Genomic DNA, 22,625 nt, shown 5'->3' on the forward strand with positions numbered 1-22,625 from the left:
TCCACATTTTTTCATGTTAATTATCAATGGCTTGCGAGTCTTGTCGTCATTCCCGTTTCGAGAGCGCAGGCAAAATGATTTGCAAAATGAAAACGCCACCCTGCGGTGGCGTCTTGGTTATTGAGAGGGAGAGGGGGAAGCGCCGGGCCTAGCCAATCCGGTATTGGCGGATCTGCTCGTCGATGGCCTTGGCCAGTTCGAACAGTTCGCGGCTGGCGGCATTGCTCTCCTGCGCGTGTTCCCGCTGGTGTTCGGCCACCATGGCCAGCTCGTCAAGCGTCGTTCTGGCTTGCCCCATCTGTTGATTCTGCGCCTGCGCCAGCGCGCTGATCTCGTTGATCTCGAGGGCGGTCTGGTTGATCTGGCTGGTGGCATCAACCAGCACCTCTCTGGCCTGATTCATCCGGTTGTATCCCTCTTCGCTCAAGTTGCGGGAGTCTGCCATCGAGCTGCTGGCCTGCCGGGTTCCCTCCTGCAGGCGCAAGATGAGATCCTGCACATCCTTGGTGGCGGTCTGGGTACGCACCGCCAGCTGACGTACCTCGTCGGCCACCACCGCAAATCCCCGTCCCATATCCCCTGCCCGGGCCGCTTCGATGGCCGCATTGAGGGCCAGCAGGTTGGTCTGGTTTGAGACATCGCGGATGAGGTTCATGATCTGGGTGATGTTGTTGCTGTCTTTCACCACCTCATCGAGCAGGGCCGAGGAGCTGCCGATGCTGCTGCGCAAGGTGTCGAGTTGCGCGGCGCTCTGGGTCACATCCTGCTCGATGCTGAGCATATGGTTGGCGATGCGTTGGGTCACGTCGTTGACCCCTTCAGAGCGGCTGGCGATCTGCTCGGCGTTGTCACCGATGGTGGTGACCACAGTGGTCAGCTCCTGAATGCTCTGGGCCTGCTGGCATGCTTCTCCTGCCAGTGCCTGGGCCTGTTGCATGGATTGGGACGACTGCGCGGAGAGGGCGCTGCCTGACTGCTGGAAGCGGGAGAAGCTCTGGTTCAGGCTCTGGATCAGCTGATTGAAACTTTGGGCCATCATGCCCAGCTCCGACTCGTCAGAGAAGTCGAGGCGGGTTGCCAGATCCCGATCGGCGGTGATGTGGTGCATGCCATCGGCTGCCTGACGAATCGGGCGACTGATGGAGTGAGCCAGCCAGGCGGAGGCCAGCATGGCGATCCCGCCGATGGCGAGCGACACCATGATGATGAGCTGGCGGGATTCCTGCAAGCCCTCTTCCAGCTCGGCGCTGTTGATCTCGCCAATCAGCAGCCGGTTGAGGGTGGGGATGTAACGCACCGCGATGAGGTAGGTTTGCCCCTCCAGTGTTAGCGCCTCTACGGCCACCTGTTCCCGGGCATTGGGAATAAGCCGTTTGACGGTATCGAGAAAGGATTGCTGGTGGTGGGCGGCCCCCTCCACCTCCTGCTCGGGGTGGATCTCGATATTGCCCTCCATGTCCGCCAGATAGACCTGACCACTCTTGCCGATCCGGTAGCCGCTGATGAGCTTGCTCAGGGCGCTCATATCGATGGAGGTGCCTGCCACCGCCAGGGTCTTGCCCTCGTGGGTGACGGCGGTGTTGATATAGAGGGAGGCGCGCTTGTCAAAATCCGAGATGTCGAGGTTCAGCTCATAGGGTTTGCTGCGTTTGAGAAAGCCGTAAAACCACCCATCTTTCGGGTCTGATTCGCTCAGCGATTTCTGGGCGGTGGGGCCGCCGCTGAAGTTGATCAGGGTGTTGCTCTGGCGGGGGGCGATAAAGACGTTGCCGCCGATCCGCCGTTGCAGATCCTGAAAGTAACGCTCCATGGCGGGCCACTCTTGCTCTGGCATGCCAGCGGTCAGCCAGTCGATGACAAAACGGTTGCTGGCCAGCGCCTGCGCTTCGGTCAGGTGCTGGATAAGCTGCGCTGTCAGCTGGTTGGCAATGCGATCCACGCTGCTTGGCAGCTCGTAGCGTTCGACCCGCTGCTGGGCCTGACTGTGGGATATCTGCTCGAGGATCAAGGTGATGCAGCTGATGGCGATGGCCATCAGTATCGCCACGCCAGCGAGGATCCGGGTGCGGATCCCGAGCCCTGACCAGAGTGAGTGCAGTGTAAAACGGTGTATCGCCCTCTCCATATCGCTCTCCTCATAAATAAGGTCGCATATGCGACCCAGATGATGATTATAGATAGAGAACTCAATTACGTTGTGGTGGATGGTAACAACAGAGGGCGGCAGAAAAACAGGAGTGAGCAATGAGCGGGGAAGTGGGCAGAAAGCGGCAAGGGAAAGCATAAAAAGAGAGGCCGACATTGCGGTCGGCCTCTTTGGTGTTTATCTCAACGGAATGTCGGGTGCCCGATCAATCCTCTTCAGCCCAACGGCGTGAACGCTCAACTGCTTTTTGCCAGCCGCTGTAACGTTTGGCGCGATCGTCTCTGTCCATCTGCGGGATGAACTCGCGGTCCACGCTGAACTTGTCTTCCAGCTCGTCCGAGCTCTTCCAGAAGCCGACTGCCAGACCTGCCAGGAAGGCGGCGCCCATGGCGGTAGTCTCGATGCGGGTCGGACGTACCACCGGGGTGTGCATCATGTCAGCCTGGAACTGCATCAGGAAGTCGTTGGCTACGGCGCCGCCGTCTACTTTCAGCGCTGCCAGCTTGATACCTGAGTCCTGCTGCATCGCATCCAGCACATCGCGGCTCTGATAGGCGATGGATTCCAGCGCGGCACGGATGATGTGGTTGCGGTTGGCGCCACGGGTCAGACCGACCATGGTGCCGCGAGCATACGGATCCCAGTAGGGTGCGCCCAGACCGACGAAGGCCGGCACCAGATAGACGCCGTTGGTGTCACCCACCTTGGAGGCGAAGTAGTCGGTATCGCGGGCATCGTGAATGATCTTCAGCTCGTCACGCAGCCACTGGATGGTGGCGCCGCCCATAAACACTGCACCTTCCAGCGCGTAGTTCACTTCCCCTTTCGGGCCGATGGCAACGGTAGTTAGCAGGCCGTTGCTGGAGCGAACCGGCTCGGTGCCGGTGTTCATCAGCATGAAGCAGCCGGTGCCGTAGGTGTTCTTGGCCATCCCTTTTTCAAAGCAGAGCTGGCCGAACAGGGCAGATTGCTGGTCACCGGCGATACCGGCGATGGGGATGCGGGAGCCGCCGCCACGGGTGGTGTAGCCGTACACTTCGGAAGAGGGTTTCACTTCCGGCAGCATGGACATGGGGATGCCCAGCTCGTCCAGCATCTTCTCGTCCCACTTCAGCTCACGGATGTTGTAGAGCATGGTACGGGAGGCGTTGGTCGGGTCAGTGACGTGCACTTCGCCATTGGTCATCTTCCAGACCAGCCAGGTATCGATGGTGCCGAATAGCAGCTCGCCGTTCATCGCCTTCTCGCGGGCCCCTTCCACGTTATCGAGGATCCACTTCACCTTGGTACCGGAGAAGTAGGCATCCAGCACCAGACCGGTGTTCTCGCGAACGTACTCTTCCAGACCGCGAGCTTTCAGCTCCTCGCAGATGGCGGCGGTGCGGCGGCACTGCCAGACGATGGCGTTGTAGATGGGCTTGCCGGTGGCCTTTTCCCAGACAACGGTGGTTTCACGCTGGTTGGTGATACCGATGGCGGCGATCTCTTCGCTGCGCAGGCCGGTCTTGGCCAGCACTTCGGTAAAGACGGAGGATTGGGTCGCCCAGATCTCCATCGGGTCGTGCTCTACCCAGCCCGCTTTCGGGTAGTGCTGGGTGAACTCGCGCTGGGAGGTACCGACAATGTTGGCATCCTGATCAAACACGATGGCGCGGGAAGAGGTGGTTCCCTGGTCCAGAGCGACGACATATTTCTTTTCAGCAGACATGATGTTCTCCACGTTTCTATTTTCCACGTTTTTATACGTTGGAGGGGGCCGCTCTTATGCGGCAGCCTCTTCTTTGGCGGTTTGGGTCGCTTGCTCGGTGGTGACGACACGGTTGCCCGGGACGCAGGGAGCCAGCACTTTGACATACAGAGCGGTACCAATCTGGGCGCCAACGATGGGGCCAAGGATCGGAACCCAGAAGTAGGGGTTGTCACGACCACCGGTCAGGGCAACATCACCCCAGCCAGCAAAGAATGCGAACAGTTTCGGACCAAAGTCACGGGCCGGGTTCATGGCAAAACCGGTTAACGGGCCAAGGGAGGCACCGATCACCGCGATCAGGATACCGATCAGCAGAGCGGCTGCGAAACCTTTGGGAGCGCCGTTGTTGTTGTCACCCAGCGCCATGATGCCCAGCATCAGGACGGCGGTGATCACCAGCTCGACGGCAAAAGCTTGCATATTGGTCAGCAGGGCATTGGGGTAGGTGGAGAAGATCCCGGCGGTGCCGAGGCTCTCGACGCTGCCGCGCACCACGTTATGGGTCACTTCCCACTGGGTGAAAAGGTTACCATAAAGGAAGTAGACAAGGGCGGCGAAGCAGAAGGCACCGGCCATCTGGGCGATGATGTAGGGCACCACCTTGCGCTTGTCGAAACCGCAGAAGGTCATCAGCGCCAGGGTTACAGCCGGGTTCAAGTGGGCACCTGAAATGCCGCCGGTCACATAGATGGCGATGGCCACACCCAGACCCCAGGTAATGGAGATTTCCCACTGCCCGAAGTTGGCGCCTGCCAGCACCAGTGCCGCCACACATCCGACGCCGAAAAATATCAGCAGGCCGGTTCCGATAAACTCGGCGATGCACTCGCCAAGCAGGGTATTGGGTCTTTGTATGCTCATACTTTTGTTCCTTATATCCACCCGTAGAGGTTTGATGTTCCGTTTTATCTTTTTGTGTCTATCCGTTGCCGCCGAAAACGTTTCCTTGTTGTTTTTGCGTCTTGCGCAAACGTTATGCTCGTTTGCGCTCGTTATCGGTCGTGACAGAAAATAACCCTTCCCAATAATTTCACCATCCCCCCTCCATAGGAAATGTGGACAAGATCCCACTCATTGCTAAGAAAATGTGACGTAAAGCATCTTGATAACCGCCAGTTACCACTTAGGGGGTAGCTTGCAGCCCTTGCCACACAAGGGATGGCGCTTGCTGAGTGATTTCTCATTTGGAGCTTTTATTTGTAATAAAACTGCAATATTTGAGCATGCATCACAGATTAAATGAGCGCATATGAGCACAATAGGCTCGCTTACGAATCAGTGGACTCACATGATTCGTCGGAATGGTCAGGGCATCCTCAACCGCCCATAACAACAATAAGGAAGCAGAACATGCTTAGTCTCTTCAGGCCTGCGGCGCACATCGACAGGCTCCCGGCTGACAAGGTCGACCCCTTCTACAAACGCATGCGTTGGCAGGTGTTTTTCGGGATCTTCTTCGGTTACGCCGGCTACTATCTGGTACGGAAAAACTTCAGTCTGGCGATGCCCTATCTGATCGAGCAGGGCTTCTCCCGTGGTGATCTCGGTTTCGCGCTCTCCGGGGTCTCCATCGCTTACGGTTTGTCCAAGTTCCTGATGGGGAACGTCTCTGACCGTTCCAACGCCCGTTACTTCCTCTCCGCCGGTCTGCTGCTCTCGGCTGCCATCATGTTCATGATGGGTACCATGCACTGGGCCACCTCCAGCATTGCCATCATGTTTGTGCTGTTGTTCCTGAACGGTTGGGCACAGGGCATGGGCTGGCCGCCCTGCGGTCGCACCATGGTGCACTGGTGGTCACAGAAAGAGCGCGGCGAAGTGGTTGCGGTCTGGAACGTGGCGCACAACGTGGGCGGCGGCATGATTGGCCCGCTGTTTATCCTCGGGATGGGCTGGTTCAACGACTGGCGCAGCGCCTTTTATGTGCCTGCGGCAGCGGCGGCCGCCATCGCGGTGATCGCCTTCTTCGTGATGCGTGATACCCCGCAATCGGTCGGTCTGCCTCCTATCGAGGAGTACAAGAACGACTATCCGAAGGATTACAACGAGAGCCACGAGCAGGAGTTCTCCGCCAAGGAGATCTTCGTCAAGTACGTGCTGCACAACAAACTGCTGTGGTACATCGCGATCGCCAACGCTTTCGTTTACCTCATTCGTTACGGTGTGCTGGACTGGGCGCCAACCTACCTGAAAGAGGCCAAGCACTTCACCGTCGACAACTCCTCCTGGGCTTACTTCCTCTACGAGTGGGCCGGTATTCCGGGCACCCTGCTGTGTGGCTGGATCTCTGACAAGATGTTCCAGGGCCGCCGTGCACCGGCCGGTATCCTGTTCATGGTGCTGGTGACCCTGGCTGTACTGGTTTACTGGTTCAACCCGGCCGGCAACCCGACCATCGACATGATGGCGCTGGTGGCAATCGGCTTCCTGATCTACGGTCCTGTCATGCTGATCGGCCTCTATGCTCTTGAGCTGGCACCGAAGAAAGCAGCCGGTACTGCGGCAGGTTTCACCGGTCTGTTCGGTTATCTGGGCGGCGCCGTGGCAGCCAACGCCATGCTGGGTTATACCGTTGACCACTTCGGTTGGGATGGCGGCTTCATGGTGCTGACCGTCTCCTGTGTGCTCTCCATCATCCTGCTGGCGATGACCCTCAAGCATGAGAACATTGCCGTTGCGGCCAAGAAAGCGGCTGCCCATAAGGCATAAAACGTGATCCTCAGCTTATTGATCCCAAAGGGGATCAGGTAAACTGCCAAAAGGCCCCGCATCTGCCGGGGCCTTTTTTTGTCTCATCATCGGAGTGCAAGCGTGAAGCAAACCCAACGACATCTGGAGATCCTGGACGTCCTGACGCGGCAGGGATTTGTCTCGACCGACGATCTGGTGACCCACTTTGACGTCAGCCCCCAGACCATTCGCCGGGATCTGAACGATCTCGCCGAACAGAACAAGATCCGGCGCCATCATGGCGGTGCCTCCCTGCATTCGAGTACCGTCAATACCGCCTACAGCGCCCGTAAAGTGATGCAACTCAAGGAGAAAGAGCGCATCGCCCGCGAGGTCGCGGCCAATATTCCCGACGGCTCATCGCTCTTTATCGACATAGGCACCACCACCGAAGCCATTGCCCGTGCCCTGCTCGATCACCGCGAGCTGCGCATCGTCACCAACAACCTCAACGTGGCCAGCATTCTGACGGCCAAGGATGACTTCACCGTCATCATTGCCGGCGGCGAGATCCGCAACCGCGATGGCGGCATCGTGGGGGAGGCGACCCGCGACTTTATCGGTCAGTTTCGCATGGACTATGGTGTCATCGGGATTTCGGGGATCGACAACGACGGCTCCCTGCTCGATTTCGACTATCACGAGGTGAAGATCGCCCAGGCGATCATCGCCCACTCCCGTCAGGTCTTTCTGGCCGCCGACCACACCAAGTTCGGTCGCAATGCCATGGTCAATCTGGGCAATCTCAGCCAGATCCACGCCCTCTTTACCGATCAGGAACCACCGGAAAAGCTGACGCGATTGATGGCGCAACACCAGATTGCCTGCCACATCTGCTGACGGCGAAACACGTCAAGGCTGTGCCGGTCGCCCGTTAGGGCGGCCTCCTTTCTCTTTCTCTCCCCTAGCCCCGCACCCATATCACCCCTTTCTGGGTATTGCCAAAACCACTATTCAATCTGGTTTTTTTGGCTAGTAACCCGCTGATTTCGGCCCGACGCCATTTGCTCAGCTGACCTGTCCCCTTTGCCACCTCTGGCGGGCTGTGGCGATCACACTTTCACCATAAAATGTTCGTTTGTTGTATTTTCATGTTCTAAAATGAGCGAAATCAATCATTGCTGTTATAGCAATCATAAAAATGAAAGTAGGTGAACATGAGCGAACATTATGATCTGGTCGTCGTCGGTGGCGGCATCAACGGGGTCGGCATCGCAGCCGATGCGGCAGGACGGGGTCTGAAGGTTGCCCTGTTTGAGGCGCAAGATCTCGCCTCTGCCACCTCGTCCAACTCCAGCAAGCTGATCCACGGCGGTTTGCGCTATCTCGAGCATTACGAATTCCGGCTGGTCAAAGAGGCGTTGGCGGAGCGTGAGGTGCTGCTCGGTATGGCGCCCCACATCGCCCGTCCCATGCGCTTTCGCTTGCCGCATCGTCCACACCTGCGTCCGGCCTGGATGATCCGAGCCGGTCTGTTCCTCTATGACAATCTGGCCAAGCGCGACAAGCTCAAGGGGAGCTGCGGCGTGCGCTTTCTGCCGCAAGATGGCTTGACCGCTGGGATCAACAAGGGATTTGAATACTCGGACGCCTGGGTCGACGACGCCCGGCTGGTGGTGCTCAATGCCATAATGGCCCGTGACAAGGGGGCCGACGTGCAGACCCGCACCCGTTGCATCAAGGCGGTGCGCGGTTCCAAACACTGGACGCTCACTTTGGAGCGGGAAGGGGGCGAGCAGTTCACCGTCACCTGCCGTGGTCTGGTCAATGCGGCGGGCCCCTGGGTCAAGACCTTCTATGACGAGAGCCTGCACGAGAAATCCCCCCGCGGCATTCGCCTTATTAAAGGCAGTCACATGATAGTGCCGCGCATCCATGAGCGCGAAGAGGCTTATATCCTGCAAAACGAAGACAATCGCATCGTCTTCGTCATCCCTTATCAGCAGGACTACTCACTCATCGGCACCACCGATGTGGAGCACCACGGCAGCCCGCGGGAAGCGAAGATCAGCGAGGCCGAAATTACCTACCTGTGCAAGGTGGTCAACGCCCACTTCACTCGCCAGATTGCGCCGCAAGATGTGATCTGGACCTATGCCGGGGTGCGCCCGCTCTGTGATGACGAGTCAGACTCGCCGCAGGCGGTGACCCGCGACTACACCCTCGAGCTCTCTGGCGAATCGGATGGTGCGCCGCTCTTGTCGGTGTTTGGCGGCAAACTCACCACCTATCGCAAGCTGGCGCAGGCCGCCTGCAACAAGCTCAAGCCCTGGTTCAGCCAGATGGGGGATGACTGGACTGCGACCAGCCGGCTGCCCGGCGGCGAGTTTGACTGCTCGGTGCGCGAGCTGGCCCGCGCTTTTGCGCTGGAGTTTGACTGGCTCGACGATCGCAGCGCCTTGCGCATTGCCGAAGCCTATGGCGCCCATGCCCGTCTCTGGCTGAAAGAGGATCGCGGCATTCACTTCGGTGGCGGCCTCTACGAGTCGGAAGTGCGTTATCTCATCGAGCGGGAGTGGGCCTGTTCACTGGACGATATCCTCTGGCGCCGCAGCAAGCTGGGGCTGCGCCTGAACGACTCAGAGCAGCAGATGCTGCAGGTCTGGCTCGACCAATACCATCAGGCTCTGCGCAAGGCGAGCTGATGAGTGACGGTGGGCAGTGCGCTGCTGTCCACCGCTTTCCACCGTAAATATGCAACAAACCTCTGATAGAACAATTACCTACACACAATAATAAAGAGCATCACATATGAAAAAACTCGCCGTTTCCCTCATCGCCTTGAGCCTTGGGGCATCCCTCTCATTACCCGTGTTGGCTGCCGATGAAGGCAAGGTGGTGATCGCCCACCGTGGCGCTTCCGGCTACCTGCCCGAGCATACCCTGGAGTCCAAGGCGCTGGCCTATGGCATGGGGGCCGACTATCTGGAGCAGGATCTGGTGATGACCAAGGATGACCAGCTGGTGGTGATGCACGATCACTTCCTCGATGGTATCACCGATGTGGCAGCGCGCTTCCCTGGTCGTGCCCGTCCGGACGGTCGTTATTATGTGGTGGATTTTACCCTGGACGAGGTGCGTTCCCTGCGTATGACCGAGCCATTCCAGCTGGTGGATGGCAAGCAGGTGCCGGTCTATCCGGCCCGCTTCCCGCTCTGGAAGTCAGACTTCAAGATCCACACCTTCCAGGAGGAGATCGAGATGATCCTGGGGCTCAACAAGAGCACCGGCAAGAACATCGGCATCTACCCGGAGATCAAGGCGCCCTGGTTGTTCCGCCACGAAGGCAAGGATATCTCCAAAGCAGTGCTGAAGGTGCTCAAGGAGTACGGCTACACCGGGAAGGATGACAAGGTCTATCTGCAGTGCTTCGATGCCGATGAACTCAAGCGCATCAACAGTGAGCTGATGCCCGCCATGGGTATGGATCTGAAACTGGTGCAGCTGATGGCCGAGACCGACTGGAACGAGACCATGGTCTACGACGCCAAGGGTAAGGCGACCCCCTACAACTATGACTGGATGTTCAAGCCGGGAGCGATGAAAACCATCGCCAGCTATGCCGAAGGGATTGGCCCGTGGAAACCGATGATCGTCACCGAGCCGGGCACTTTGGGCAAACCGGTCTTCACCGGCATGGTAAAAGAAGCCCATGCGGCGGGCCTGAAAGTTCACCCCTATACCTTCCGTCAGGATGAGGGGCAGATCCCGGCCTATGCCAAGGACTTCACCGATCTCCTTAACATCTTCCTCTATCAGGCCGATGTGGATGGGGTGTTCAGCGACTTCCCCGACAAGGCGGTCGCCGTCATCAAGGCCCATCAAGAGGCGACCAAATAGCACTCTGGCGCCATTTGAATGCAAAGCGAGGCTAATTAGCCTCGCTTTTTGTTTCAGGTTCCCGCAACGGGAGTGTGCGCCCTGTCAGAAAATAGCCAGATCACGTCATGGTGTGCCGGATCTGCATCATTTTACGCAGTTTTTACGTAGCAGATCGCTGGCATGAAATCGGCAGAGCGGTTAGTCTAGCGGCGTTGAACCAACCCCATGAGGTACAGATGAAAACCGTATTGCGTTTTAGCCTGCTGGGCGCCTTGTTGCTGGGTGGCCATGCCTTCGCCGCCGAGCCGAAAAAATTTGATATCAGCATGTTCCCAGCCGCTGACGTGAATCAGGAACGTGTGGTGATCCGCCTGCCTGAAGTCGAGAAAGAGGCCGACATGATGGTCGAGCTGCAGGTCGGCAAAAAGATGATGGTTGATTGCAACGTACCGCGTTTTGCAGGCAACCTTGAACAGCACAGCGTCAAAGGCTGGGGCTACAACTACCTGAAACTGGGCAAAGTCTCCGACCCCATCAGCACCCTGATGATGTGCCCGGATAACCAGCAGAAAGAGACCTTCGTCCAGATCTACGGTCAGGGCTTCTTCGTGAACTACAACTCAAAACTGCCGTTCGTGATCTACGTGCCGCAGGAGTATGAAGTGCGCTACCGTCTGTGGCGTGCCGACAACCTGGCCCAACCGGCCATGATTGAGTAAGCATGTTTGAACCAAAGGTTCAGCTGGTTCACCTGATGTGATAAATAAAGCGCCGTATGGCGCTTTATTTTTGCCTGCACAGTCCAAAAAGTGACGTGCAAATTGGCTGCACGTTTACATAAGTTTATTATTTATCAACGTTTTTTGTGTGTTATGCCACAAAATCGGCGTCAGCTATGGGGCAAAGTGACTTCGATAAAAGATATTTATTAACATAGTGAGAAAATTGATTTTGCACTCGGCGATGGCCTGATGATACTTGCCCGCAAAGGTCAAACTAACCAGAAAAAAGAGCACTATGAGCTTCGAATCAGACAAGCGTTTCAACGACTTCAAACATTTTCCCCGTGGCCTGCGTCGCAGTGGCGAATTCACTGTGGCCGAAGCGGACAGTCTGGAAAAGTATGGTACCGCCATGCTGGCACTCTACCAGGGCAACCTGGCACCCCGTGACGATGTCGAGTCCGCCTTCGTCGAACAGGTCAAATCCGGCGAAGCCGGTGCCAACCCCCATGCCAAGGTGTGGTTCAAGTACCTCAAGGTGATCGGTCCCAAGCGCGTTCATCGCCTCTGCACCGTCGTTGGCGGCGCCAGCGAAGAGAGCAGCGGTGGCGGCAGCTTTGATGTCGGTGGTGGCAGCGGTGGTGGCAGTGACGAGTCCATCGATTAATGGATACCGAGCTGCTTCGGACCTTTATCGAGGTGAGCAAGACCCGGCACTTTGGCCGGGCTGCTGAAAATCTCTACCTGACCCAGTCGGCGGTGAGTTTCCGGATCCGCCAGCTAGAGCAGCAACTGGGTGTCAGTCTGTTTGCCCGTCATCGCAACAACATCCGCCTGACCGCCTCCGGTGAGCGTCTGCTGCCCTACGCAGACGCCATCTTGCACACCCTTGGTCGCGCCAAGCAGGATGTGGCGCTCTCGCCAGGATTCAGCCAGCAGTTGGCCATCGGCGCGCCCGCGGTGTTCTGGGAGCTCGATTTCAACGACTGGCTCAATCACATCTATGCGCTGGCGCCCGGTTTGGCGGTGCGGCTGGAAACAGCCTCCCGCGAGCACCTCTGCCGCCAGTTGCTGGAGCGCTCCCTCGATCTGGCCCTGCTCTCCGAGCCCACCAAGATCGACGAGATTGCCCTGCATCCCATAGGTGAGCTGGTGTTCGAGCTGGTGAGCCGGGATCCGGCCGCCAATGCCGACAACCTTATGCAGATGCCGCACATCCACCTCGACTGGGGCACCAGCTTCGAGCCGCAACCCAGCCGCTTGCAGAGCCTGCAAAAGACCCCGGTGCTGCACTCCAGCTCCGCCAGCATGGCGTTGCAGTTCGTGCTGGCCAACGGTGGTGCTGCCTACCTTCCACGGCGGATGGTCAGCCCCTTCCTCGAGAAGGGGGGGCTCCATCTGGTGGAGGGGGGCCAGCCGCTGAGCCGCCCGCTCTATCTCGCCTATCTGGAGAAATCCGATCGCCGGGAGCTGATCGATCAGCTGTTGACCCTGCCACTGGGTTGGCACGATGCCGAACTGCGCCTCAACGTCGAATAAGCGTCGAGTGTTATCCAAGGAAGAGCCCACCCCACAGTGGGCTCTTCTGTTTGGGGAAAATTGCAGGGAGCGAAGTCACGTAATTGGTGCGGGAGGCTTGGCGTCATCGGTCTGTAACGGTACCTTTTCAGGCTGTTTATCCGATTGAGCACTGACAGGGATGGATTGTAATTGATCGACTTTAGTCACCCCGAATGGCGGGCGCTGGCGCAGCAGTTGCTGAGCCACTCACCTGTGGTGATCCGTGGCCGCCAGTGGCAACCGCTTGTGGGGCTGCTCAAGGATAACCAGCTGCTGCTCGCCCATGGCAGCCACAGCTATGAGCTCACCCCGGCCGGACGGCGCTATCTCACCCGCGAGCTGATGCTGGCCGAGATCGCAACTGCCCCCCCCGAGCCCGAGGAGTGGTTGCATGCTCAGGGCTGGCAATTGGGGGAGCTGGTCAACGATCGAGTGTTGGCGGCGCTCTATCGCAAGTCAGAGGTGAACTTCACCCCCAACGAGCAGATCGATTTCGAGGACAAGGGGATCCGGCTCTGCGCCGATCAGCTGTTGCGCTTGCGCGCCGCCCAGCCGTTCAGCCTCTTTTTTAGCGGCGGCACCCTGATCGACGCAGCCCCCTGGTTGCAGGCGCTGGGGGAGGTGGCGCTGCCCGAGCGCACCCTGGCGGGTCTTGGCAAGATCCTGTGGGGGGAGGGGAGTATCGAGCGGGTGATCACCACAGACAGCGTCGGCGCCTTTGCCGAAATGCCCCTTGATGCTGGCACCTTGCTGGTGTGGGCTCCCCCATCGGCTCCTCTAGCCTTGCAGCAGGTGGTGGCCGCCTTGCCCCCCAATGTGCTGTGGAGTCATCTCACCGCCCTCGACCCTGCCGGGGTAGATCGGCTGCAGGCACTGGCCCAGCGGCTGGGTCGTCCGGCCAGCTGGTGGTTGCCCCGTGATCTGGCCCCCATCCTCAGCGCGTATGCCCAACCTTTGACTGAGGCTAGGCCCTGGGAACCGAGCCGGCTCCCCAAGTCATTGTTAGCAGTTTGTAGCGGTTTGGTTGAGTCCAATGGTGGCTTGTCGGCCGAGGTATGCGCACTGGCGCCAGCGTGGCATGCCGTTGGTTGAAATTGGTCTGAAAGCGAGCCAAAAAGCGGTTTTCCCCCATTGAACGCGGTGATATAAAGAGTTGACGAAGCGCTCGCCAGATGAGCGCTTTTGTTTATCAAGCCGCTTTGCCACCCAACGAACTCAACGGAATACAGGGAATACCATGTTTGAAAAGGTTGTTGCCGCCCCAGCGGATCCGATCCTGGGCCTGACCGAAGCCTTCCGCGCTGACTCTCGCAGCCACAAGATCAATCTGGGCGTAGGGATCTACAAGGACGAGTCCGGTGCCACCCCCATTCTTCACTGCGTCAAGAAAGCCGAGCAGAAGCTGCTGACCGACGAGAAGACCAAGAACTACCTCGGTATTGAAGGCAATATCGAATATGGCCGCATCGTGCAGCAACTGCTGTTCGGGCAGCACTCTGCGCTGGTTGCCAGCGGCCGCGCCAAGACCGCGCAAGCACCGGGCGGCACCGGCGCCCTGCGTATCGCGGCCGAATTCGTGGTGCGCAACGGTCTGGCCAAGACCATCTGGATCTCCGATCCCACCTGGGCCAACCACGTCAGCGTGTTCCAGGCCGCGGGCCTGACCGTCAAGTGGTACAAGTACTACGACGCCGCCACCAAGGGGCTCGACTTTGCTGCCATGCAGGCCTCGCTGGCCGAAGTGCAGCCGGGTGAGCTGGTGCTGCTGCACGGCTGCTGCCACAACCCGACCGGTATCGACCCCACTAGCGATCAGTGGCGCGCGCTGGCCAAGCAGAGTGCTGCCGCCGGCTGGTTGCCGCTGTTTGACTTCGCCTATCAGGGTTTTGCCCGTGGTATTGAAGAGGATGCCGAAGGCCTGCGCATCTTCGCCGAGTGCCATGACGAGCTGCTGGTGGCGAGCTCTTTCTCCAAGAACTTCGGCCTCTACAACGAGCGGGTCGGCGCCTTCACGCTGGTGAGCGCGACCAAGGAGATCGCCGATGTGGCCTTCACTCAGGTCAAGACCGTCATTCGTGCCAACTACTCCAACCCGCCGTCACACGGCGCCGCTGTGGTCACCGCCGTGGTGAGCGATCCGGCTCTCTATGCCGAGTGGGTCGAAGAAGTGGCTGCCATGCGGGTGCGTATTCGCGAGATGCGCGAGCTGCTGGTCGAGAAGCTGGCTGCCCTCGGCGTGAGCCAGGATTTCAGCTTTATCCGCGAGCAGAACGGCATGTTCTCCTTCTCCGGTCTCACCAAGGATCAGGTGGAGCGCCTCAAGAGCGAATTTGCCATCTACATCGTCGGCTCAGGCCGGATCAGCGTCGCCGGTATTACCCGCGCCAATATCGATCCCCTGTGCGAGGCCATTGCCAAGGTGCTGTAATCGCATCGCCTGATGCTCTGGCACTATGCAGCACTATGCCATGAAAAAGCCCGTCACCTTGGTGACGGGCTTTTTTGATCGTCAAACAGTCAAACAATGGGAAGGGGGACTCACTGGTGGCGGGCACCTTGCCACAGCTTGCGCAGTTGCAACAGCAGCGCGGTCAGGGCGCCGCCGCTCAGGGCGGTGAGTACCGCCAGCAGCAGGCTGCCGAGCAGGAAGGGAGGCACCAGAGTGGCCGCCTCCTGCTCCAGCCAGTGCAGGGTCCAGCTGAGGTGGAAAGGCTCCGGCGTCTGGTGCAGTACCAGACAACCGGTGCGATAGGCGTAGAGGTACATGAACGGCAAAGTCAGCGGATTGTTGAACCAGACCGCCAGCAGTGCCAGCGGCAGGTTGAGGCTGAATGCCAGCGCCAGACCGACTGCGATGAGCGAGTGCATCGGGATGGGGAACCAGCAGGCGAAGATCCCGGCCGCCACCGCGCCACTCAGGGCGCGAGTGCCCCCTTGCCAGAGGGATGGGGCAAGCAGTCGCTCACCAAACAGGGCAAACCACTTCTGCTGGCGCAGGGTATCGGGATCTAGCTTGAAGCGGGCAAACCAGCGACTCAGCATGGGCGGGCCATCTTGCGTTTTTGCCACTGGCGTACCGTGCTGATCCGCCAGAAGGTGCGGATCAGGGTGTAGCCGATAAGGGAACTGAGCAGGGCCAGGATCAGCGAGCCCAGCAACAGCGGCGGTGCCACTGTGCCCAGTACCGAGACCAGCCACTCCCAGGTGAATTCAATCTCTATCTGCTGCGCGGAATGTCCCATGAGCTGGCAACCCACCAGATAGGCGCCATAGAGCAGGGGCGGCATGGTAAAGGGGTTGGAGAGCCAGACCAGCGCCACCGAGAGCGGCAGATTGACCCGGCACAGGATGGCGCCACCGGCGGCCAGCAGCATCTGGCAGGGGAGCGGCACCCAGGCCATGAAGAGGCCCACCGCAAATGCCCCGGCTGCCGAGCGGCGGTTGAGGTGCCAGAGGTTGGCATCGAGCAGCAGTTTGCCGAACAGCCGCAGGTGCTTGTGTTCTTTCAGGGTTTGCTGATCGGGCATCCAGCGTTTAATGAGTCGTTTGGGCATATTGAAACCTTGCTAAATACTTGCTCCATGGATCTGCGTCTGTTGTCGTTTGCCTTGGGGGCAAGCTCCTCACTGCTCTGGCCATGGTTACCTTCACTCGCATGGGGGGGCCTGTTGCTGTCCCTGCTGATCCCCCTTGCATATTGCCGTACCTGGCGGTGGCTGTTTCTCCTGCTCGGCATCCTCTGGATGCAGGCCAATCTTGCCTATCGGCTGGCCTGGCTGGAGCGGTTGGGCGATCAGACGAGCCACATGATAACCGCAGAGCTGCAAAGTGCAGAGCCCGAGGGGGATAAATTTGTCCGGCTGCTGCTGCGGGTGAGCACCCTCGACGAGCAACCGGTGACACCTGAGCCCCTGATCCGGGTCAATGCCTATCAGGCATTACCCGCCATGACGGTAGGCAGCCGGATCACCCTGGTGACCTCGTTGAAACCGGCTCACGGTCTTGCCAACGAGGTGGGGCTGGATGGGCGGCGTCTGCTGCTGGGCAAGGGGATCACCGCCACCGGCAATCTGCGTCGGGTGATAGATATTCAACAGGCACCTGTGGGGTGGCGTGAACGTTGGTTGGGGGCCGCGACCGAGAGTTGGCGCCCACTTGATCATGCCCCCTTGCTGGCGGCGCTCACTTTTGGCGAGCAGAGCGGTATCACGGATGCCCAGTGGGAGCTGTTTCGCGGCAGCGGCCTGACCCATATCATCGCCATCTCAGGGCAACACATCGCGCTGGTGGCGGTGCTTGGGTGGTGGTTAGGCAGGCTGTTTGGCCTGCGTGGCGCCATCATCACCTCCCTGCTGTTTGCCGCCGTCTACAGCGCGTTGGCGGGGTTTGCGGTGGCCACCGAGCGGGCCCTGATCATGGTGCTGGTGTGGAGTGTGCTGCGCTGGAGCCGGCGAGAGTGGCCGGCCTGGCGCATCTGGCTGTGGGCCTTTGTGGTATTGACCCTCTGGGATCCCTTCGCCCTCTATTCGGCCGGCTTCTGGCTTTCGTTTCTGGCGGTGGCCATCCTGCTGCTGGTGGGATATGTCCACGACAAGCCGGGGCTCTGGCAGATCCAGCTCTGGCTGCTGCTCGGTCTGCTGCCGCTGCAGCTGGCGTTGTTCGAGGGGATAGCGCCCCTTGCCATGATGATCAACCTGTTGGCGGTGCCGCTCTTTTGTATCGCCATCATCCCGCTGGCCCTGATCGGTGTGCTGTTGGCGCCGCTCTCCACCTCGCTCGCCTACGGCCTGTTCTGGCTGGCGGATCTGGGGCTCGGGTGGGTGCTGACGATCCTGAACTGGCTGGCCGATCAACTGCAACTGTGGTGGCCACTGCCCGGCTGGTGGCTACCGCTTTGCACCCTGCTGTTGCTGCTCTGGTTCGCCGCACAGTGGCGCCCGGCACGCTGGCTCTGGTTACCGGGTGCCCTTGCGCTGGTGTTGGTGTGCTGGCCAACGCCTGCCCGCTGGCAACTGCGGGTGCTGGATGTGGGGCAGGGGCTGGCGGTGCTGATCAGCAAGGGGGAGCGTGCCATCCTCTATGACACCGGCGATCGTTATCCCGGAGGCTACAACATGGCGGACGCGGTGATCCTGCCCCAGCTGAGCCATCTGGGGATCCGGGTCATCGATCGCCTCATCATCAGCCACAAGGATCGGGATCATGCCGGCAATCGCAAGCGACTGCTCAGCGCCATGCCGGTGCGCCACGAACTCTCCTCTTATCCCTTCAGTGAGGGAACGACGCTCTGCCAGCGTGGGCAACAGTGGCGCTGGCAGGGGCTCTCGTTTGCAGTGCTCTGGCCAGAACGCCCCGGTGGCGGGCGCAATAACGATGGCTGCGTGGTGCGTATCAGCGATGGGCAGCGCAGCGTGCTGCTCAGTGCAGATATCGAGCGGCAAGCCGAGCAGAGGCTGGTGGCGCTGGAGGGAGAGGGGTTGGCCAGCACCTTGCTGGTGAGCCCCCATCATGGCAGTCGCACCTCCTCCACGCCCCCGTTTGTCGCGGCGGTGGCGGCAAAGGATGTGATCCACTGCGCCGGCTTTATGAATCAGTGGGGCTTTCCCCGTCCCGATGTGGTGGCCCGCTATCGGGATGCCCGCCAGTGGATCACCGGTCAGCAAGGGGCGATGCTGGTGGAACCCACCGCAGCGGGCTTGCGCGTCACTGCCGAGCGAGATCTGGGCCCCTGGTACCGACGCAGTGGCGAGTGGTGGCGACCGCGAGTGTGGTTTGAGCAATAATCGGCCATTTCTGCCGTGGAGGAATGCGATATAGGTGGCGGCGCTTGGTGTAAGCCTGCGCTTTGGCTAGAATAGCCCGTCATTTCCATTACTAACGGCTATTCATGCAACAAGAAACCTCACAAGAGAGCTGGCCAGTATTCAAACGCCTGCTCGGTTATGTCCGTGATCGCAAGCTGGGCCTGGTCGGTGGCATCATCGGGATGCTGGGCTACGCCGCCGTGGATACCACCTTTGTCTACTCCATCAAGCCGCTGATCGATCAGGGCATCAATGGCAACGACAGCACCGTTTTGAAATGGATGCCCTTCTTCGTCCTCGGCATCGTGGCCCTGCGCGGTGTCGCCAACTTTCTCTCCAACTACTGCATGGCCTGGGTCGGCAACCACGTTGTGATGCGTCTGCAACAGCAGGTGTTCAATCACATGGTTGCAATGCCGATGAGCTTCTTCGACCGCCAGAACACCGGTCATCTGCTCTCCAAGGTGACCTATGACGCCAGTCAGGTCTCCTCGGCGGCGAGCACCACGCTGGTGACCCTGGTGCGGGAAGGGGCGACCGTGGTCGGTCTGCTCGGCCTGATGTTCTGGCACTCCTGGCAGCTGTCGGTGATTTTCCTGGTGGTTGGCCCACTGGTGGGGGTCATCATTGGCCTTATCAGCCGCCGTTTCCGTCAGATCAGCCGTCACATTCAGCAGGCGGTAGGGGATATCACCACCTCCACCGAGCAGATGCTCAAAGGGCACAAAGAGGTGCTGATGTTTGGTGGCCAGAAGGTGGAAGAGAAACGCTTCTTCCAGGTCAGCAACAACATGCGCCAGCAGACCATGAAGATGGTCGCCGCCGATGCCATCGGCAGCCCTGTGGTGCAGATGGTGGCCTCCATCGCGCTGGCTGCCTTCCTCTATGTAGCTACCATCGATAGTGTGCGCAGCGAGCTGACTGCCGGTACGTTTACCGTCATGATCACCTCCATGATGATGCTGCTCAAGCCGCTGAAAAGCCTGACCGACGTCAATAACCAGTTCCAGCGCGCCATCACTGCCTGCCACAGCCTGTTTGGTCTGCTCGACACCGAGCCGGAGCAGGATACCGGCACCCGCACTCTGGAGCGTGCTCGCGGCGAGATCGAATTTCGCAACGTCACCTTCACCTACCCGACCAAGGACACCCCGGCGCTGCACAACGTCAGCTTCAAGGTGGAGGCGGGTAAGTCGGTGGCGCTGGTGGGCCGTTCCGGCTCTGGCAAGAGTACCATTGCCAGCCTGCTGACCCGCTTCTACGACATCGATCAGGGCGAGATCCTGCTGGACGGCATCAACATCCGCGAATACAAGTTGAGCGAGCTGCGCAAGCAGTACGCGCTGGTCTCACAGCATGTCCACCTGTTCAACGACTCGGTGGCCAACAACATCGCCTACGCGGCAGAAGACAAATACAGCCGCGACCAGATCGTGCAGGCCGCCCGTATCGCTCATGCCGACGAGTTCGTCAGCAAGATGAGCAACGGGTATGACACTGTGGTTGGCGAGAACGGTGCATCCCTCTCCGGTGGTCAGCGCCAGCGTGTTGCCATTGCACGGGCTTTGCTGCGCGATGCGCCGGTTCTGCTGCTGGATGAGGCCACCTCGGCCCTCGATACCGAGTCCGAGCGCCATATTCAGGCGGCTATCGACGAGCTTTGCAAGGCGCGTACCTCGCTGGTGATCGCCCACCGTCTCTCCACCATCGAGAAGGCGGACGAGATCCTGGTCATCGACGAAGGTCATATCGTCGAGCGCGGTAACCACGAAGCATTGATGGAGCAGCGCGGCACCTATGCCCAGCTGCGCGCCATTCAGTTTGGCAACGCGGGAAGCAAGGCCTGATGCTGGAACGGCTCTGGTATCGCAAAAGTGGCTGGCGCTGGTTGCTGGCCCCCTTTGCCCTGCTGTTTGCCATCATCAGCGGCACCCGCCGCTACGCCTATCGTCACGGCTGGCGCAGGGGGTATCGCGCCTCCTTGCCGGTGATCGTGGTGGGCAATATTTCGGTGGGGGGCAACGGCAAGACGCCGGTGGTGGTCTGGCTGGTGGAGCAGTTGCAAGCCCGCGGCTATCGCCCCGGGGTGGTGAGCCGTGGTTATGGTGGCAAGGCGCCCCATTACCCCTATCGGCTGGATGAAACCAGCACCACGGCGCAGGCCGGAGATGAGCCGGTGCTGATTGCCCGTCGCTGCGGCTGCCCGGTGGTGGTTGCCCCGAAACGGGCCGATGCGGTACGACTGCTGGAGCAGAGCGGTGAGGTGGATATCATCATCACCGACGACGGTCTGCAGCACTACGCGCTGGCCCGCGACATCGAGCTGGTGGTGGTGGACGGAGCGCGCCGTTTTGGCAACGCCTGCCTGCTGCCCATGGGGCCGCTGCGCGAGCCGGTCACTCGTCTCAAACGGGTGGACGCCATCATCTGCAATGGCGGTGAGCCGGGCAAGGGGGAGTACCCCATGCAACTGGTCGCCGACACCCCGCGCCGGGTGCGCGACGATGCACCGATGGCCGCCCCCTTGTCGGGGCCGGTTGATGCGCTGGCGGGGATCGGTCATCCGCCCCGCTTCTTTGCCACCCTGGAAGGGCTCGGCTATCAGCTGGATCAGCAGGCCGCCTACGGCGATCATCACCCCTTCGATCGGGATGAGCTGGTGGGCCGCTTTGCCAGCAAGCCGCTGCTGATGACCGAGAAGGATGCGGTCAAGTGTCGTCCGTTTGCCCTCGATAACTGGTGGTATCTGCCGGTCAGCGCCGAGTTGCCCGCCTCCTTGCTCGATGCCCTGCTGCACAAGCTGGGGGCGAAGGCAAAGGGCGCGACCAAGGCACAAGATTAATCTCTCTCGCCTCAGTGGGGGAGCAGGGGGTTGATATGCCCCGTATGGAATAGCTGGTTGCTCGACATCCATCGCTGGCGTGATGAAGCCGCCAGCGCGACATCGTTGAAGGAGTATCGTTTTGGCTTTGGACATCAAGTTGCTCGACATCATCGCCTGCCCGGTCTGCAAGGGTAAGCTGCACTACAACAAAGCAGTTCATGAGCTGGTCTGCCGCTTCGACAAGCTGGCCTATCCGCTGGAAGAGGGCATCCCGGTGCTGCTGGAGAACCGTGCCCGTCCGCTCAACAGCGATGAGCTGCCGTCATGAGTTTCGTCGTCGTCATTCCGGCCCGCTATGCGTCAACCCGCCTGCCGGGCAAGCCGCTGGCTGATATCCATGGCAAGCCCATGGTGCAACACGTAGTGGAGAAAGCCCTGCAATCGGGTGCCGATCGGGTGATCGTTGCCACCGATGACGAGCGGGTACAGCAGGCACTGCAGAGCACCGGCGTCGAGGTGTGCATGACCTCACCGGATCACCAGTCCGGCACCGAGCGTCTGGCCGAGGTGTGCCGTCACTACGGCTTTGCCGCCGATACCATCATCGTCAATGTGCAGGGGGATGAGCCGCTCATTCCGCCCACCATCATTCGTCAGGTAGCGGATAATCTGGCCGCCGCCACGGCGCCGATGGCGACCTTGTCGGTGCCGATCAAGGATGCCGAAGAGGCGTTCAATCCGAACGCAGTGAAAGTGGTGACTGACAAGGATGGCTACGCCCTCTACTTCAGTCGCGCCAGCATTCCTTGGGATCGGGATCGCTTTGCCAAGAGCCATGAGCAGATTGGTGACCACTACCAGCGCCATATCGGCATCTACGCCTATCGCGCCGGCTTTATCCAGCGTTACGTAGACTGGGCACCGAGCGTGCTGGAGCAGGTCGAGGCACTGGAGCAGCTGCGGGTGCTCTGGTACGGGGAGAAGATCCACGTCGCCCAGGCCCTTGAAGCGCCGCCGGTCGGGGTGGATACCCAGGCCGATCTGGAGAAGGTGCGCGCCTTTTTGGCCAAGTGATGGCCACAGCACTAACGTCATGAAAAACGGTGTCGCAAGGCACCGTTTTTTGTTTTGAAAATTTATATAATTATTTGATTTTAAACGCTAAATATGGGTTTTCTCAAACTTTTGGCGTGCATGGTTTGCCAAAGCGACGAGTTTGGTTATGATGCAAGACGCCCTGTTAACCCTAACCGGGCGGCTAAAACGA

The 22,625-nt window shown here is 59.7% G+C and carries 19 protein-coding genes; 14 read left to right on the forward strand and 5 right to left on the reverse strand.

From position 1 onward, the window contains the following. Nucleotides 1–148 precede the first annotated feature (148 nt). From ACB042_RS01740 to ACB042_RS01750, 3 genes are all read right to left on the reverse strand, one after another. Nucleotides 149–2,125, reverse strand: a complete 1,977-nt coding sequence (locus tag ACB042_RS01740) for a methyl-accepting chemotaxis protein (protein WP_371177653.1) — start codon at nucleotides 2,123–2,125, stop codon at nucleotides 149–151. A gap of 226 nt (nucleotides 2,126–2,351) precedes the next feature. Further along, nucleotides 2,352–3,854 carry a glycerol kinase GlpK gene (gene glpK / locus ACB042_RS01745; RefSeq protein ID WP_005337546.1) on the reverse strand — a complete coding sequence of 501 codons (1,503 nt, stop codon included), beginning with the start codon at nucleotides 3,852–3,854 and terminating at the stop codon, nucleotides 2,352–2,354. 54 nt (nucleotides 3,855–3,908) lie between these two features. After that, nucleotides 3,909–4,757 carry an MIP/aquaporin family protein gene (locus ACB042_RS01750; protein WP_005350866.1) on the reverse strand — a complete coding sequence of 283 codons (849 nt, stop codon included), beginning with the start codon at nucleotides 4,755–4,757 and terminating at the stop codon, nucleotides 3,909–3,911. A 489-nt stretch (nucleotides 4,758–5,246) separates the two neighbouring features. Between ACB042_RS01750 and glpT the strand changes: the two genes are divergently transcribed. The 9 genes from glpT to ACB042_RS01795 all read left to right on the forward strand — a co-directional run bounded on the left by glpT (nucleotide 5,247) and on the right by ACB042_RS01795 (nucleotide 15,158). Next, nucleotides 5,247–6,605: a glycerol-3-phosphate transporter gene (gene glpT, locus ACB042_RS01755; protein WP_005337540.1), complete on the forward strand. Its 1,359-nt coding sequence runs from the start codon at nucleotides 5,247–5,249 to the stop codon at nucleotides 6,603–6,605. Between the two features lie 102 nt (nucleotides 6,606–6,707). Further along, complete coding sequence (locus ACB042_RS01760; RefSeq protein WP_005347045.1) at nucleotides 6,708–7,466, forward strand: DeoR/GlpR family transcriptional regulator; 759 nt, start codon at nucleotides 6,708–6,710, stop codon at nucleotides 7,464–7,466. A gap of 317 nt (nucleotides 7,467–7,783) precedes the next feature. After that, complete coding sequence (glpD, locus tag ACB042_RS01765) at nucleotides 7,784–9,271, forward strand: glycerol-3-phosphate dehydrogenase (protein ID WP_371177654.1); 1,488 nt, start codon at nucleotides 7,784–7,786, stop codon at nucleotides 9,269–9,271. 106 nt (nucleotides 9,272–9,377) lie between these two features. After that, nucleotides 9,378–10,466 carry a glycerophosphodiester phosphodiesterase gene (gene glpQ, locus ACB042_RS01770; protein WP_371177655.1) on the forward strand — a complete coding sequence of 363 codons (1,089 nt, stop codon included), beginning with the start codon at nucleotides 9,378–9,380 and terminating at the stop codon, nucleotides 10,464–10,466. Between the two features lie 218 nt (nucleotides 10,467–10,684). Then, nucleotides 10,685–11,167 (forward strand): serine protease inhibitor ecotin, encoded by a 483-nt coding sequence (gene eco, locus ACB042_RS01775; RefSeq protein WP_005337529.1) that lies wholly within the window; start codon nucleotides 10,685–10,687, stop codon nucleotides 11,165–11,167. 298 nt (nucleotides 11,168–11,465) lie between these two features. After that, on the forward strand, nucleotides 11,466–11,837 hold the full coding sequence (locus tag ACB042_RS01780) for a DUF413 domain-containing protein (protein WP_005350885.1): 372 nt from the start codon (nucleotides 11,466–11,468) through the stop codon (nucleotides 11,835–11,837). Beyond that, nucleotides 11,837–12,709: an HTH-type transcriptional regulator HdfR gene (hdfR, locus tag ACB042_RS01785; protein ID WP_371177656.1), complete on the forward strand. Its 873-nt coding sequence runs from the start codon at nucleotides 11,837–11,839 to the stop codon at nucleotides 12,707–12,709. Before ACB042_RS01780 ends, hdfR begins: the two co-directional genes overlap by 1 nt. Nucleotides 12,710–12,880: 171 nt before the next feature. Continuing rightward, nucleotides 12,881–13,822 (forward strand): hypothetical protein, encoded by a 942-nt coding sequence (locus ACB042_RS01790; protein WP_371177657.1) that lies wholly within the window; start codon nucleotides 12,881–12,883, stop codon nucleotides 13,820–13,822. A gap of 145 nt (nucleotides 13,823–13,967) precedes the next feature. Beyond that, the gene (locus ACB042_RS01795; RefSeq protein WP_005350888.1) at nucleotides 13,968–15,158 is read left to right on the forward strand and encodes an amino acid aminotransferase; all 1,191 of its coding nucleotides are present in this window, start codon (nucleotides 13,968–13,970) and stop codon (nucleotides 15,156–15,158) included. Nucleotides 15,159–15,268: 110 nt separating this feature from the next. Here ACB042_RS01795 and ACB042_RS01800 read toward each other — a convergent pair whose 3' ends face one another. Continuing rightward, nucleotides 15,269–15,772, reverse strand: coding sequence for a DUF2062 domain-containing protein (locus ACB042_RS01800; protein ID WP_323929908.1), 504 nt, complete (start codon nucleotides 15,770–15,772; stop codon nucleotides 15,269–15,271). Beyond that, on the reverse strand, nucleotides 15,766–16,284 hold the full coding sequence (locus ACB042_RS01805) for a DUF2062 domain-containing protein (RefSeq protein ID WP_005347037.1): 519 nt from the start codon (nucleotides 16,282–16,284) through the stop codon (nucleotides 15,766–15,768). Before ACB042_RS01805 ends, ACB042_RS01800 begins: the two co-directional genes overlap by 7 nt. 27 nt (nucleotides 16,285–16,311) lie before the next feature. On the opposite strand from ACB042_RS01805, the gene ACB042_RS01810 reads away from it, so the two are divergent. From ACB042_RS01810 to kdsB, 5 genes are all read left to right on the forward strand, one after another. Next, the gene (locus ACB042_RS01810; protein WP_371177658.1) at nucleotides 16,312–18,513 is read left to right on the forward strand and encodes a DNA internalization-related competence protein ComEC/Rec2; all 2,202 of its coding nucleotides are present in this window, start codon (nucleotides 16,312–16,314) and stop codon (nucleotides 18,511–18,513) included. A gap of 104 nt (nucleotides 18,514–18,617) precedes the next feature. After that, the gene (gene msbA, locus ACB042_RS01815; RefSeq protein WP_075115539.1) at nucleotides 18,618–20,381 is read left to right on the forward strand and encodes a lipid A ABC transporter ATP-binding protein/permease MsbA; all 1,764 of its coding nucleotides are present in this window, start codon (nucleotides 18,618–18,620) and stop codon (nucleotides 20,379–20,381) included. Next, nucleotides 20,381–21,376 (forward strand): tetraacyldisaccharide 4'-kinase, encoded by a 996-nt coding sequence (lpxK, locus tag ACB042_RS01820; RefSeq protein ID WP_371177659.1) that lies wholly within the window; start codon nucleotides 20,381–20,383, stop codon nucleotides 21,374–21,376. The genes msbA and lpxK overlap by 1 nt, the downstream gene beginning before the upstream one ends. 121 nt (nucleotides 21,377–21,497) lie before the next feature. Continuing rightward, complete coding sequence (locus ACB042_RS01825) at nucleotides 21,498–21,686, forward strand: Trm112 family protein (RefSeq protein WP_005347033.1); 189 nt, start codon at nucleotides 21,498–21,500, stop codon at nucleotides 21,684–21,686. Continuing rightward, nucleotides 21,683–22,432, forward strand: a complete 750-nt coding sequence (gene kdsB, locus ACB042_RS01830) for a 3-deoxy-manno-octulosonate cytidylyltransferase (RefSeq protein WP_150388870.1) — start codon at nucleotides 21,683–21,685, stop codon at nucleotides 22,430–22,432. The genes ACB042_RS01825 and kdsB overlap by 4 nt, the downstream gene beginning before the upstream one ends. Nucleotides 22,433–22,625 lie beyond the last annotated feature (193 nt).

Source organism: Aeromonas sp. S13(2024), assembly GCF_041402405.1.
GTDB lineage: Bacteria > Pseudomonadota > Gammaproteobacteria > Enterobacterales > Aeromonadaceae > Aeromonas > Aeromonas veronii.

Excerpts from the sequence above, each read along its gene's own strand:
- ACB042_RS01740 (WP_371177653.1), bottom strand. The coding sequence starts at position 2,125 with ATGGAGAGGGCGATACACCGTTTTACACTGCACTCACTCTGGTCAGGG.
- glpK (WP_005337546.1), bottom strand. The coding sequence starts at position 3,854 with ATGTCTGCTGAAAAGAAATATGTCGTCGCTCTGGACCAGGGAACCACC.
- ACB042_RS01750 (WP_005350866.1), bottom strand. The coding sequence starts at position 4,757 with ATGAGCATACAAAGACCCAATACCCTGCTTGGCGAGTGCATCGCCGAG.
- glpT (WP_005337540.1), top strand. The coding sequence starts at position 5,247 with ATGCTTAGTCTCTTCAGGCCTGCGGCGCACATCGACAGGCTCCCGGCT.
- glpD (WP_371177654.1), top strand. The coding sequence starts at position 7,784 with ATGAGCGAACATTATGATCTGGTCGTCGTCGGTGGCGGCATCAACGGG.
- glpQ (WP_371177655.1), top strand. The coding sequence starts at position 9,378 with ATGAAAAAACTCGCCGTTTCCCTCATCGCCTTGAGCCTTGGGGCATCC.
- eco (WP_005337529.1), top strand. The coding sequence starts at position 10,685 with ATGAAAACCGTATTGCGTTTTAGCCTGCTGGGCGCCTTGTTGCTGGGT.
- ACB042_RS01780 (WP_005350885.1), top strand. The coding sequence starts at position 11,466 with ATGAGCTTCGAATCAGACAAGCGTTTCAACGACTTCAAACATTTTCCC.
- hdfR (WP_371177656.1), top strand. The coding sequence starts at position 11,837 with ATGGATACCGAGCTGCTTCGGACCTTTATCGAGGTGAGCAAGACCCGG.
- ACB042_RS01795 (WP_005350888.1), top strand. The coding sequence starts at position 13,968 with ATGTTTGAAAAGGTTGTTGCCGCCCCAGCGGATCCGATCCTGGGCCTG.
- ACB042_RS01800 (WP_323929908.1), bottom strand. The coding sequence starts at position 15,772 with ATGCTGAGTCGCTGGTTTGCCCGCTTCAAGCTAGATCCCGATACCCTG.
- ACB042_RS01805 (WP_005347037.1), bottom strand. The coding sequence starts at position 16,284 with ATGCCCAAACGACTCATTAAACGCTGGATGCCCGATCAGCAAACCCTG.
- ACB042_RS01810 (WP_371177658.1), top strand. The coding sequence starts at position 16,312 with ATGGATCTGCGTCTGTTGTCGTTTGCCTTGGGGGCAAGCTCCTCACTG.
- msbA (WP_075115539.1), top strand. The coding sequence starts at position 18,618 with ATGCAACAAGAAACCTCACAAGAGAGCTGGCCAGTATTCAAACGCCTG.
- lpxK (WP_371177659.1), top strand. The coding sequence starts at position 20,381 with ATGCTGGAACGGCTCTGGTATCGCAAAAGTGGCTGGCGCTGGTTGCTG.
- kdsB (WP_150388870.1), top strand. The coding sequence starts at position 21,683 with ATGAGTTTCGTCGTCGTCATTCCGGCCCGCTATGCGTCAACCCGCCTG.